We start from the raw sequence: 13,332 nt of genomic DNA on the forward strand, positions 1-13,332 counted from the left end.
CAGAATGACGCCTGATCTGACTCTCTCTCGTTCTCTTGCCGAGACATCTCGCATCCAGCAAGCGTTGAAGAGGCATGTTCGGGGCACGCCGTGGCTTCCAACGCTCATGGTTTACTTCATGCGCCTTCAGTGAAGAGGGCGTACTTAGAACGATGTCGTTAAGCCTAGGTTTTGTCTTGATTCTGTCAAGCAGGTTTCTTGGTCCGGACTTAAGATGCCGCACATAAAAAATGCCCGTATCTTGCGATACGGGCATTTTCTCGTCAGGCCAAAAAGGGCTGGGTCACACAGGCCAGCATGAGCAGCCTACGAAACCCGCCTTACGCCCTTACACCAGCGCAGCAATCGCCGCGTTGAAGGTGCTGCTTGGGCGCATGGCCTTGCTGGTCAGCTCTGGGTTGGCGAAGTAGTAACCGCCGATGTCCACTGGTTTGCCTTGGACGGCGTTGAGTTCGGCAACGATTTTCTCTTCGTTGTCGGTCAGCGTCTTGGCCAGGGTCGCGAACTGGGCCTTGAGGGCAGCGTCGTCGTTTTGGGCGGCCAGTGCCTGGGCCCAGAACAGGGTCAGGTAGAAATGGCTGCCGCGGTTGTCAATACCGCCGACCTTGCGCGAAGGCGACTTGTTGCGATCCAGGAATTCGCCAGTGGCTTGGTCCAGGGTCTTGGCCAGTACCAACGCTTTAGGATTGTTGTACGTCACGCCCAGGTGTTCCAGGGATGCGGCCAGGGCCAGGAACTCGCCCAGGGAATCCCAGCGCAGGAAGTTTTCTTCCAGCAACTGTTGGACGTGCTTGGGTGCCGAGCCGCCAGCGCCGGTTTCGAACAGGCCGCCGCCGTTCATCAGCGGCACGATGGACAGCATCTTGGCGCTGGTGCCCAGTTCCATGATCGGGAACAGGTCGGTCAGGTAGTCGCGCAACACGTTGCCGGTCACCGAAATGGTGTCCTTGCCTTCGCGAGTGCGGGCCAGGGTGTACTTCATCGCGTCGACCGGCGACATGATGCGAATTTCCAGGCCAGCGGTGTCGTGGTCCTTCAGGTAAGTCTGGACCTTTTCGATCACTACGCCGTCATGGGCGCGCATTGGGTCCAGCCAGAAGATTGCCGGAGTGCTGCTGGCGCGGGCACGGTTGACGGCCAGCTTGACCCAATCCTGGATCGGCGCGTCTTTGGTCTGGCACATGCGGAAGATGTCGCCAGCCTCGACGTTCTGCTCCAGCAGGGTGCGGCCGGTGCTGTCCGAAACCCGTACAACGCCGTCGGCCTTGATCTGGAAGGTCTTGTCGTGGGAGCCGTATTCTTCGGCTTTCTTCGCCATCAGGCCGACGTTCGGCACGCTGCCCATGGTGGTTGGGTCGAAGGCGCCGTGTTGCTTGCAGTCTTCGATCACCGCCTGGTAGATGGTGGCGTAGCAGCGATCCGGGATCACAGCCTTGGTGTCGTGCAACTGGCCATCGGTGCCCCACATCTTGCCGGAGTCACGGATCATGGCCGGCATCGAGGCGTCGACGATAACGTCGCTCGGCACGTGCAGGTTGGTGATGCCTTTGTCGGAGTTGACCATCGCCAGGGATGGACGCGCCGCGTAGACTGCCTGGATATCGGCTTCGATCTGCGCCTGCTGCTCGGCCGGCAGGGCCTTGATGCGGGCGTACAGGTCGCCGATGCCGTTGTTCAGGTTGAAGCCGATCTGCTCCAGCACTTGGGCGTGCTTGGCCAGGGCGTCTTTATAGAACTCGGCAACGATCTGGCCGAACATGATCGGGTCGGAGACCTTCATCATGGTCGCCTTGAGGTGAACCGACAGCAGCACGCCTTTTTGCTTGGCGTCTTCGATTTCAGCGGCGATGAAGTCGCGCAGGGCCTTTTTGCTCAGCACGGCGCAGTCGAGGATCTCACCGGCTTGTACGGTGGTCTTTTCCTTCAGGACAGTGGCAGTGCCGTCCTGGGCGATCAGCTCGATTTTCACGCTGCCGGCGGCGTCGATCAGGGCGGCTTTTTCGCTGCCGTAGAAGTCGCCGGTGCTCATGTGGGCCACGTGGGACTTGGAGTCGGCTGCCCAGGCGCCCATCTTGTGCGGGTGCTTGCGGGCGTAGTTCTTGACCGACAGTGGCGCGCGGCGGTCGGAGTTGCCTTCGCGCAGGACCGGGTTCACGGCGCTGCCCTTGATCTTGTCGTAGCGGGCGCGAGCGTCTTTTTCGGCGTCGCTGGTCACGGTTTCCGGGTAGTCCGGCAGTGCGTAGCCCTGGGCCTGCAATTCCTTGATCGCGGCCTGCAGTTGCGGCACCGAGGCGCTGATGTTCGGCAGCTTGATGATGTTGGCTTCAGGCGTAACGGCCAGGTCGCCCAGTTCGGCGAGGTGGTCGGCTACGGCTTTGTCACCCAGTTGCTCGGGGAAGCTGGCCAGGATGCGCCCTGCGAGGGAGATATCGCGGGTTTCCACGGCGATATCGGCCGAAGCGGTAAAGGCTTCGACGATCGGCAGCAGTGAATAGGTGGCGAGGGCGGGCGCTTCGTCGGTGAAGGTATAGATGATCTTCGAGCGGGTGGGCATATTCGGATTAACTCTCTTCTTTGCTAAAGCATGCGCAGAAACTCGAGGGGCGCCGGGTAAGCGCGTTCGTTCAAAGTCATCCGTGAGCCGAATGTCGAGGTTTCTTCGCGGTGATGTTGGGTGCATCAGTCGAGCGTCAAGCGGTCGGGCCGCGGTAACGGACCGGCTTTTAACGGGCTGAGAGTCTTGTCGTAGAGCAGTCAGCCGTCGTGACCCTGTGGTCAGCGGCGGCATTATACATAGGTAGCTGGCAATCTGCCGATGGTTCATAGACCTTCGTACACGTCCATTGGTCTAAACGTCGCAGGCCAGGGGAGGCAAACTATGCTCATGATTGGCACTTTCCCCTTGGTTTTCAGGCTTATACGCAGCGAACTGCACGGCTTTGGTCTCGATGAGCCTAACGTAGGGTTTGCGTGCCGATTCAAGTGGGGTACGCTCGAACGCAAGCCAGATGTTCAATCCAAGCAATGGAGTTCAGCATGGGGTATCAAAAGATTCAGGTTCCAGCCGTCGGTGACAAAATCACCGTCAACGCAGACCATTCTCTTAATGTTCCCGACAACCCGATCATCCCCTTCATCGAAGGCGACGGCATTGGCGTCGATATCAGTCCGGTCATGATCAAGGTTGTGGACGCTGCGGTGCAGAAGGCCTATGGCGGCAAGCGCAAGATTTCCTGGATGGAAGTCTACGCCGGTGAAAAAGCCACCCAGGTCTACGACCAGGACACCTGGTTGCCCCAGGAAACCCTGGACGCGGTCAAGGACTACGTGGTTTCCATCAAGGGCCCGCTGACCACCCCTGTCGGTGGCGGTATCCGTTCGCTGAACGTGGCCCTGCGCCAGCAACTGGACCTGTACGTGTGCCTGCGTCCGGTGCGTTGGTTCGAAGGCGTTCCGAGCCCGGTCAAGAAGCCTGGCGACGTGGACATGACCATCTTTCGCGAGAACTCCGAAGACATCTATGCCGGTATCGAGTGGAAGGCCGGTTCGCCTGAAGCGACCAAGGTCATCAAGTTCCTTAAAGAAGAAATGGGCGTCACCAAGATCCGTTTCGACCAGGACTGCGGCATCGGCGTCAAGCCGGTTTCCAAGCAGGGCACCAAGCGCCTGGCGCGCAAGGCCTTGCAGTATGTCGTCGACAACGATCGCGATTCGCTGACCATCGTGCACAAAGGCAACATCATGAAGTTCACCGAAGGTGCCTTCAAGGAATGGGCCTATGAAGTGGCGGCCGAGGAATTCGGCGCGACCCTGCTCGACGGCGGACCTTGGATGCAGTTCAAGAACCCCAAGACCGGCAAGAACGTCATCGTCAAGGATGCCATTGCCGACGCCATGCTCCAGCAGATCCTGCTGCGTCCAGCCGAATATGATGTGATCGCCACCCTGAACCTCAACGGCGACTACCTTTCCGACGCCCTGGCGGCGGAAGTGGGGGGGATCGGTATTGCGCCGGGTGCGAACCTGTCCGACACCGTGGCGATGTTCGAAGCCACCCACGGTACCGCGCCCAAGTATGCCGGCAAGGACCAGGTCAACCCGGGATCGCTGATCCTCTCGGCGGAGATGATGCTGCGTCACATGGGCTGGACCGAAGCGGCCGACCTGATCATCAAGGGCACCAACGGCGCGATTTCGGCCAAGACCGTGACCTATGACTTCGAACGCCTGATGGACGGTGCCAAACTGGTTTCGTCCTCGGGCTTCGGCGATGCGATGATCTCGCACATGTAAGCGGATCGACGCTCGACACAATGCCCGGCTCGAGTGATCGAGCCGGGCATTTTCATTTGTCCGGGCTGCGACGGCCGGTCAATGGGGTTCGGTGACCCTGGCGCTGGCAGGGGCAGGCGTTGCTTCGGCGGTCACGCTGCTGATGTTGATCGCGTGCAGGCCTTTGGGGCCCTGGATGACGTCGAACGTCACCGGTTGTCCAGCCTTCAGCGTCTTGTAGCCATCCATGTTGATTGCCGAGTAATGGGCGAAAAGGTCTTCATCATCCCTGCCGGCTGCGATAATGAAACCGTAGCCCTTGGCGTTGTTGAACCATTTCACCTTGCCATTCATCTTGACGACCGACATAAACCATATCCCTCTGCAACGCACTCCATCACTGGAGTATCATCCAGTCCATCCGCAGGCTAATCTTGAATACAGGATAGATTCCACGGACCTTTTTAACCCACGATGGGCTCTATTGGTTGTAACACCGTTTTCCCGATAGTCAAGGCGGCCAGGTGGTCGTGGTTGAAATCACCCGAAAGCGCCCCCATCACTGTATTCGCCAACTAAACGAACCTTTCTTTCCATGCATGCAGTCAGCCAGATTCGACTAACATTCAATCAGGATCGCCCGGATCTACACGACGACGATTCCGCAGGCATTGCTGTTCAGGAAGCAAAGCCCGCATTACAGGCGCCACCGATGTACAAGGTGGTTTTGTTCAACGATGACTACACACCGATGGATTTCGTCGTCGAAGTGCTCGAGGTGTTTTTTAACCTGAATCGCGAGCTGGCGACCAAGGTCATGCTGGCCGTCCATACAGAGGGACGGGCAGTATGTGGAGTGTTTACCCGCGACATCGCCGAGACAAAGGCCATGCAGGTCAACCAGTACGCCCGGGAAAGCCAGCATCCGCTACTCTGTGAAATCGAGAAGGACGGTTAACGCCGACCACTTGGGTATGAGGTGAAGCTATGTTAAACCGCGAGCTCGAAGTCACCCTCAATCTTGCCTTCAAGGAGGCTCGTTCGAAGCGTCATGAATTCATGACCGTCGAGCACCTGCTGCTGGCCCTATTGGATAACGAGGCTGCCGCCACCGTTTTGCGTGCCTGCGGCGCGAACCTCGATAAACTCAAGCATGATTTGCAGGAGTTCATCGACTCCACCACGCCATTGATTCCCGTTCATGACGAGGATCGCGAAACCCAGCCAACCCTGGGCTTCCAGCGTGTCCTGCAACGTGCTGTCTTTCATGTGCAGAGCTCGGGCAAGCGTGAGGTCACCGGGGCCAACGTACTGGTTGCCATTTTCAGCGAACAGGAAAGCCAGGCGGTTTTCCTGCTCAAGCAGCAGAGCGTTGCGCGCATCGATGTCGTCAATTACATCGCCCACGGTATCTCCAAGGTTCCAGGGCACGGCGATCACTCAGAGGGTGAGCAGGATATGCAGGATGACGAGGGCGGTGAGTCTTCTTCTTCAGGCAATCCGTTGGATGCCTATGCCAGCAACCTGAACGAACTGGCGCGCCAGGGTCGTATCGATCCGCTGGTCGGGCGCGAGGCGGAAGTCGAGCGTGTTGCCCAGATCCTGGCCCGGCGTCGCAAGAACAACCCGTTGCTGGTGGGCGAGGCAGGCGTGGGCAAGACCGCGATTGCCGAAGGCCTGGCCAAGCGCATCGTCGACAATCAGGTGCCGGACCTGCTGGCCAATAGCGTGGTGTATTCCCTCGACCTGGGTGCCTTGCTGGCCGGTACCAAATACCGCGGCGATTTCGAGAAGCGCTTCAAGGCGTTGCTCGGCGAATTGAAAAAACGTCCACAGGCGATCCTGTTCATCGACGAAATCCACACCATTATCGGTGCCGGGGCTGCGTCGGGTGGGGTCATGGATGCTTCCAACCTGCTCAAGCCACTGCTGTCGTCGGGTGATATCCGCTGCATCGGTTCCACCACGTTCCAGGAATTTCGCGGCATCTTCGAGAAGGATCGTGCCTTGGCCCGACGCTTCCAGAAGGTCGATGTGTCGGAGCCTTCGGTGGAAGACACCATCGGTATCCTGCGCGGCCTGAAAGGGCGGTTCGAGTTGCACCACAACATCGAATACAGCGATGAAGCCCTGCGCGCGGCGGCCGAGCTGGCCTCGCGCTACATCAATGACCGGCACATGCCCGACAAGGCCATCGACGTCATCGACGAGGCGGGTGCCTATCAGCGCTTGCAACCAATGGAGAAGCGCGTCAAGCGCATCGAAGTGCCTCAGGTCGAGGATATCGTGGCGAAAATCGCACGGATTCCGCCTAAGCACGTCACCAGTTCCGATAAGGAGCTGCTGCGTAACCTGGAGCGTGACCTGAAGCTGACGGTGTTTGGCCAGGATGCGGCCATCGACTCGCTGTCGACCGCCATCAAGCTGTCCCGCGCCGGCCTCAAGTCGCCGGACAAGCCTGTCGGTTCTTTCCTGTTCGCAGGGCCCACCGGTGTCGGCAAGACCGAGGCGGCACGGCAGTTGGCCAAGGCGATGGGGATCGAGCTGGTTCGCTTCGACATGTCCGAGTACATGGAGCGCCACACCGTATCGCGTCTGATCGGTGCACCGCCGGGCTATGTCGGTTTCGACCAGGGCGGCCTGCTGACCGAAGCCATCACCAAGCAGCCTCACTGCGTATTGTTGCTCGACGAAATCGAGAAGGCGCATCCGGAAGTTTTCAACCTGCTCCTGCAGGTCATGGACCACGGTACGCTGACCGATAACAACGGGCGCAAAGCGGATTTCCGCAACGTGATTGTCATCATGACCACGAACGCCGGTGCCGAAACCGCCGCTCGCGCTTCGATCGGTTTCACCCATCAGGACCACTCGTCCGATGCGATGGAAGTGATCAAGAAGAGCTTCACGCCTGAGTTCCGCAATCGCCTGGATACCATTATCCAGTTCGGTCGCCTCAGCCATGAAGTCATCAAGAGCGTGGTGGACAAGTTCCTTACCGAACTTCAGGCGCAACTGGAAGACAAGCGTGTATTGCTGGAAGTCACCGACGCGGCCCGCAGCTGGCTGGCAGAGGGTGGTTACGATGTGACGATGGGGGCACGACCAATGGCTCGCCTGATCCAGGACAAGATCAAGCGTCCGCTGGCCGAGGAAATCCTCTTTGGCGAACTGGCCGAGCATGGCGGTGTGGTTCACATCGACATCAAGGATGGCGAGCTGACCTTCGACTTCGAAACCACGGCCGAAATGGCCTGATCGTTACCTGTAACAAAAGCAAAAGGCGCCGAAAGGCGCCTTTTTGCTGTCTTTACCCCCCGTAGAGTCCTTTGGGAGCGGGCTTGCTCGCGAATGCGGTGGATCAGCGTGCAATGATGCTGAATGTGCAGCCGCATTCGCGAGCAAGCCCGCTCCCACACGAGGCCGCAGGGTGGAAGGCAAATCGCGGACAAACAAAAACGCCCGACATCAGCCGGGCGTTTTGTATTGACCTGTTAGCGAGCGCGGTAAGTGATACGCCCTTTGCTCAAGTCATAGGGCGTCAGCTCGACGCGCACTTTGTCGCCGGTAAGAATACGAATGTAGTTCTTGCGCATCTTGCCGGAGATATGCGCGGTTACGACGTGCCCATTTTCCAACTCCACACGAAACATGGTGTTGGGCAGGGTGTCGACGACAGTGCCTTCCATTTCGAAGCTGTCTTCTTTCGACATGCAGTAAAGCCCTCGGTATCCAGTGAATGGCCCGGTGCAACTGCGCCAGGCAAAAGCGGCGTGCATTGTGCCCGAAAAAGGGGGTTTAAGCCAAGGGGTTCTAACTAAGGACAACCCAGCGCTGGTTAATCAGCAGTTCAATGGGCCGATATTGCGTCTTGTAGTTCATTTTTTTGCAGTTCTTGATCCAGTAGCCCAGGTAGACCGCTTCGAGCCCCAGGCGCCGGCATTCGTTGATTTGCCAAAGGATCGCGAAACGCCCCAGGCTGCGCCGTTCCTCCTCCGGCTCGTAGAAGGTATACACCGCCGAAAGCCCATTGGGCAGCAGGTCCGTGACGGCAATGGCCAGCAGCCGTCCCTGGAGGCGGAACTCATAAAAGCGGGAAAATGGCAGGTCGCGTACCAGAAACGTCGAGAACTGGTCACGGCTGGGCGGGTACATGTCGCCGTCGGCATGACGTTGCTCGATGTAGCGTTGATAAAGATCGAAGTATTCCTCGCTGAACTGCGGCTTGGCCGGTCGGACCTGGACATCGGCGTTGCGCTTGAAAATACGCTTCTGCTGGCGATTGGGCATGAACTCGGCCACGGGAATACGTGCCGGAACGCACGCATTGCAATGCTGGCAATGAGGCCGGTAGAGATGATCGCCACTGCGACGAAAGCCCATTTCCGACAGGTCTGCGTAGACATGCACGTCCATGGGCTGGCTAGGGTCGAGGAACAGCGTCGTGGCCTGCTCCTCTGGCAGGTAGCTGCAAGAGTGGGGTTGAGTGGCATAAAACTTCAAACGCGCCAACTCGGTCATGATCAACCCTCGGATAAGCTTTAAATCTAATTGTAAGCCAGGAGTGCGGATGTCGCTCAGCAAACCCAGGTTGCATGGTTGGGCTGGTCCAGGTGCGCCTTGAGGTAATCGGCGAACGTCGTGCGCGGGATCGACCGGGCGCCCAGGCTGAGCAAGTGTTCGGTGGGCATCTGGCAATCGATCAGCACAAAACCGGCTGCCTTGAGGTGTTGGACCAGGATTGCGAAGCCGAATTTCGACGCATTGTCGGCTCGGCTGAACATGGACTCGCCAAAAAACAGCTGCCCCATGGCCAGGCCGTACAGGCCCCCGACCAGCGTTCCCTGGTCCCAGACTTCCACCGAATGAGCGAAGCCACGGCGGTGCAGTTCCAGATAGGCGGTTTGCATGGCCTCGGTGATCCAGGTGCCTTCGGCATAGTCTCGCGGTGCTGCGCAGGCCTTGATGACGGCGGCAAAATCCTGATCGAACGTCACGTCATAGCGCTGCTTGCGCAGCAGTTTGCCCAGGCTGCGCGATACATGCAATTCGTCGGGAAACAAGACCGTGCGCGGGTCGGGCGACCACCACAAGATGGGTTGGCCTTCGGAAAACCATGGGAAGCAGCCGTGGCGATAGGCTTGGATCAGCCTGTCGGCGGACAGATCGCCGCCGGCGGCCAGCAAACCGTTGGGGTCGCGCATGGCTTTTGCCAGTGGTGGAAAATCGAAAGTATTGCGTTGTAACCAGGTCAGCATCGTTATCCGGCTTGCAGAAGGGGAGGGCGGCAGGCTCAGCTCGCAAGCGAAAGCCCGCCTAGAGGTTAACCGTCAAACGGCCGGGATGTCATCGAGATACTTTTCGGCGTCGAGCGCGGCCATGCAGCCGGCGCCGGCGGAGGTAATGGCCTGTCGATACACGTGATCGGCCACATCGCCGGCCGCGAATACGCCCTCTATGTCGGTCGCGGTGACGTTGCCCTCGCTGCCGCCGCGCACCAGCAGATAACCGTCGCGCATCTTCAGTTGGCCCTGGAACAGCTCGGTGTTGGGTTTGTGGCCGATGGCAATGAACACCCCGGCCAGGGACAACGTGCTGGTTTCGCCAGTCTCGCTATGGCGCAGGCGCGCGGCCGTCACGCCACTGGCATCGCCCAGCACCTCATCCAGGTTCTGGTTCCAGTGCAGCTTGATGTTGCCATTGGTGGCCTTCTCGAAGAGCTTGTCCTGCAATATCTTCTCCGAGCGCAGCTTGTCGCGACGGTGGATCAGGTGCACCTCCCTGGCGATGTTCGACAAATACAGGGCTTCCTCGACGGCGGTGTTACCGCCGCCGACCACGGCCACTACCTGGTTGCGATAGAAGAAACCATCGCAGGTCGCACAGGCGGAAACGCCTTTGCCGGCGAAGGTCTCCTCCGACGGCAGGCCCAGGTATTGGGCCGAGGCGCCGGTGGCGATGATCAGTGCGTCGCAGGTGTAGGTGCCGCTGTCCCCGGTCAGTTCGAACGGGCGCTGCTGCAACTTGGCGGTGTGGATATGGTCGTAGACGATCTGCGTGTCGAAACGCTCGGCGTGCCGCTGCATGCGCTCCATGAGCACCGGGCCGGTCAGGCCTTCGACATCGCCGGGCCAATTATCGACTTCCACCGTGGTGGTGAGCTGGCCACCGGCCTGCAGGCCGGTAATGACAACGGGTTTGAGGTTGGCGCGGGCGGCATAGACAGCCGCGCTGTACCCCGCAGGGCCGGAACCGAGAATGATCAGGCGTGAATGCTTCGCTTCGCTCATAAAAACACCTCATAAGCCTTTGTCACAAAAGAGAATGCATGCTCAAATTGGCGCCCGTGCAACCCGTTTCTGGCTAGGCTGTCACCCAGCGTGCGGGCGATGCCTTGGGCCCGGCAAACCCGTACAATGCTTGAGTTTTGAACGCAGGACGGGCAAAAGATCAAAATCTTTGGCAACGCCTGCGGTTTTCTGGATGCACGTCACAGTGGTAAAAGTAGTACCGGTTGTGCACATTCACTTTTTTACCTGCTCGTCATGGGCAGTTTTTTATAGTCATTCAACAGATGGACGCGCCGTTGGCGCAGGAAAAGAAGCGTTTTGAAGAAATCCACCGCAGCACCCAAAACAGTCGTTCCGCTCTGGCGCCAGCAGTTGCACTACCGGCTCAAGGAAGGTGCATTGATCGCCATCGGTGCCTTGTGCCTGTTCCTGATGATGGCCTTGCTGACCTACGGCAAGGACGATCCGGGCTGGAGCCACAACAGCAAGATCGACGACGTGCAGAACTTTGGCGGCCCGGCCGGCTCCTACAGCGCCGACATCCTGTTCATGGTGCTGGGCTATTTCGCCTATATCTTTCCGCTGCTGCTGGCGATCAAGGCCTACCAGATCTTCCGCCAGCGCCACGAGCCGTGGCAATGGAGCGGCTGGCTGTTCTCCTGGCGCCTGATCGGCCTGGTCTTCCTGGTACTGTCGGGGGCCGCGCTGGCCCATATTCATTTTCACGCGCCAACCGGTCTGCCGGCCGGGGCGGGCGGGGCGTTGGGCGAAAGCCTTGGCGACCTGGCGAAAAATGCCCTGAACATCCAGGGCAGTACACTGCTGTTCATCGCTTTGTTCCTGTTCGGCCTGACGGTGTTCACCGACCTGTCCTGGTTCAAGGTCATGGACGTCACCGGCAAGATCACCCTCGACCTCATTGAACTGATCCAGGGCGCGATGAACCGATGGTGGGCGGCGCGCACCGAGCGCAAGCAATTGGTGGCGCAACTGCGTGAAGTCGACGACCGGGTCCACGACGTAGTGGCCCCGACGGTGCCGGACAAACGCGAGCAGGCCAAGGTCAAGGAACGCCTGATCGAGCGTGAGCAGGCGCTGAGCAAGCACATGTCCGACCGCGAGAAACAGGTGCCGCCGGTCATCACCATGGCCCCGGCCAAGGCGCCGGAGCAGAGCAAGCGCGTGCAGAAAGAGAAGCAGGCGCCGTTGTTCGTCGACAGCGCGGTGGAAGGCACCTTGCCGCCGATCTCGATCCTGGACCCTGCGGAAAAGAAACAGCTCAATTATTCCCCCGAATCCCTGGCGGCCGTCGGCCATTTGCTGGAGATCAAGCTCAAGGAATTCGGCGTCGAAGTCTCGGTGGATTCGATCCATCCGGGCCCGGTCATCACCCGTTATGAAATCCAGCCGGCCGCGGGCGTGAAGGTCAGTCGTATCGCCAACCTGGCCAAGGACCTGGCGCGCTCCCTCGCGGTGACCAGCGTGCGGGTGGTGGAAGTGATTCCCGGCAAGACCACCGTGGGCATCGAGATCCCCAACGAAGACCGGCAGATCGTGCGCTTTTCCGAAGTGCTGTCGACGCCTGAGTACGACAACCACAAGTCGCCGGTCACCTTGGCCCTGGGCCACGACATCGGCGGCAAGCCGGTCATCACCGACCTGGCGAAAATGCCGCACCTGCTGGTGGCCGGTACCACCGGTTCCGGTAAGTCGGTGGGCGTGAACGCGATGATCCTGTCGATCCTGTTCAAGTCTGGCCCGGAAGACGCCAAGCTGATCATGATCGACCCGAAAATGCTTGAGTTGTCGATCTACGAAGGCATTCCGCACCTGCTGTGCCCGGTGGTCACCGACATGAAGGACGCCGCCAACGCCTTGCGCTGGAGCGTTGCCGAGATGGAGCGCCGCTACAAGCTGATGGCGAAGATGGGCGTGCGTAACCTCTCGGGCTTCAACGCCAAGGTCAAGGAGGCCGAAGAGGCCGGTACGCCATTGAGCGACCCGCTGTACCACCGCGAAAACATCCACGACGAAGCGCCGCTGCTGCATAAGCTGCCGACCATCGTCGTGGTGGTGGACGAATTCGCCGACATGATGATGATCGTCGGCAAGAAGGTCGAGGAACTGATCGCCCGTATCGCCCAGAAGGCCCGTGCGGCGGGTATCCACTTGATTCTCGCGACACAGCGGCCGTCGGTGGACGTGATCACCGGCTTGATCAAGGCCAACATTCCGACCCGCATGGCGTTCCAGGTGTCGAGCAAGATCGACTCGCGGACCATCATCGACCAGGGCGGCGCCGAGCAACTGCTGGGCCACGGTGACATGCTCTATATGCCGCCGGGCACCAGCCTGCCGATCCGCGTCCACGGCGCGTTCGTTTCCGACGACGAAGTGCACCGCGTGGTGGAAGCCTGGAAGCTGCGCGGTGCGCCGGAATACAACGACGATATCCTCAACGGCGTCGAAGAAGCCGGCAGCGGATTCGAGGGCAGCAGTGGCGGCGGTGATGACGATGCCGAAACCGATGCGCTTTATGACGAAGCGGTGCAGTTCGTCCTGGAAAGCCGCCGGGCCTCGATTTCCGCCGTTCAGCGCAAGCTGAAGATCGGCTACAACCGCGCCGCACGCATGATCGAGGCCATGGAAATGGCCGGGGTCGTGACGGCCATGAACACCAACGGCTCGCGCGAAGTACTGGCGCCGGGCCCGATGCGCGACTAACGACCTGGGCGGCCTGGTGACAAGCCGCCCGACCCCCACGACTTCA

10 protein-coding genes are annotated in these 13,332 nt (G+C 59.6%); 4 read left to right on the plus strand and 6 right to left on the minus strand.

Annotated elements, in window-relative coordinates:
* Window positions 1–328 precede the first annotated feature (328 nt).
* Window positions 329–2,554 (minus strand): NADP-dependent isocitrate dehydrogenase, encoded by a 2,226-nt coding sequence (locus tag AD663_RS09325; RefSeq protein ID WP_003180083.1) that lies wholly within the window; start codon window positions 2,552–2,554, stop codon window positions 329–331.
* A gap of 482 nt (window positions 2,555–3,036) precedes the next feature.
* Between AD663_RS09325 and icd the strand changes: the two genes are divergently transcribed.
* Window positions 3,037–4,293 (plus strand): NADP-dependent isocitrate dehydrogenase, encoded by a 1,257-nt coding sequence (gene icd / locus AD663_RS09330; protein ID WP_003180085.1) that lies wholly within the window; start codon window positions 3,037–3,039, stop codon window positions 4,291–4,293.
* Between the two features lie 78 nt (window positions 4,294–4,371).
* Here icd and cspD read toward each other — a convergent pair whose 3' ends face one another.
* Complete coding sequence (cspD, locus tag AD663_RS09335) at window positions 4,372–4,641, minus strand: cold shock domain-containing protein CspD (protein ID WP_003180087.1); 270 nt, start codon at window positions 4,639–4,641, stop codon at window positions 4,372–4,374.
* A gap of 226 nt (window positions 4,642–4,867) precedes the next feature.
* Between cspD and clpS the strand changes: the two genes are divergently transcribed.
* The gene (gene clpS / locus AD663_RS09340; protein ID WP_003180089.1) at window positions 4,868–5,230 is read left to right on the plus strand and encodes an ATP-dependent Clp protease adapter ClpS; all 363 of its coding nucleotides are present in this window, start codon (window positions 4,868–4,870) and stop codon (window positions 5,228–5,230) included.
* A gap of 29 nt (window positions 5,231–5,259) precedes the next feature.
* Complete coding sequence (gene clpA / locus AD663_RS09345; protein WP_003180090.1) at window positions 5,260–7,530, plus strand: ATP-dependent Clp protease ATP-binding subunit ClpA; 2,271 nt, start codon at window positions 5,260–5,262, stop codon at window positions 7,528–7,530.
* 236 nt (window positions 7,531–7,766) lie between these two features.
* On the opposite strand, the gene infA is transcribed toward clpA, so the two are convergent.
* The 4 genes from infA to trxB form a co-directional block, all read right to left on the minus strand.
* Complete coding sequence (infA, locus tag AD663_RS09350; protein WP_002553999.1) at window positions 7,767–7,985, minus strand: translation initiation factor IF-1; 219 nt, start codon at window positions 7,983–7,985, stop codon at window positions 7,767–7,769.
* Window positions 7,986–8,085: 100 nt separating this feature from the next.
* Window positions 8,086–8,793, minus strand: a complete 708-nt coding sequence (locus AD663_RS09355) for an arginyltransferase (protein ID WP_003180093.1) — start codon at window positions 8,791–8,793, stop codon at window positions 8,086–8,088.
* Between the two features lie 56 nt (window positions 8,794–8,849).
* Entirely contained in the window at window positions 8,850–9,530 is a 681-nt protein-coding gene (gene aat / locus AD663_RS09360) for a leucyl/phenylalanyl-tRNA--protein transferase (RefSeq protein ID WP_003180096.1), read from the minus strand.
* Between the two features lie 72 nt (window positions 9,531–9,602).
* Window positions 9,603–10,562, minus strand: a complete 960-nt coding sequence (gene trxB / locus AD663_RS09365) for a thioredoxin-disulfide reductase (protein WP_003180098.1) — start codon at window positions 10,560–10,562, stop codon at window positions 9,603–9,605.
* Window positions 10,563–10,880: 318 nt separating this feature from the next.
* On the opposite strand from trxB, the gene AD663_RS09370 reads away from it, so the two are divergent.
* The gene (locus AD663_RS09370) at window positions 10,881–13,286 is read left to right on the plus strand and encodes a DNA translocase FtsK (protein ID WP_003180100.1); all 2,406 of its coding nucleotides are present in this window, start codon (window positions 10,881–10,883) and stop codon (window positions 13,284–13,286) included.
* The last annotated feature ends 46 nt before the right edge of the window (window positions 13,287–13,332 follow it).

Origin of the sequence: Pseudomonas sp. Q12-87 (assembly GCF_001269755.1) — a bacterium.
Classification (GTDB): Bacteria; Pseudomonadota; Gammaproteobacteria; order Pseudomonadales; family Pseudomonadaceae; genus Aquipseudomonas; species Aquipseudomonas fluorescens_S.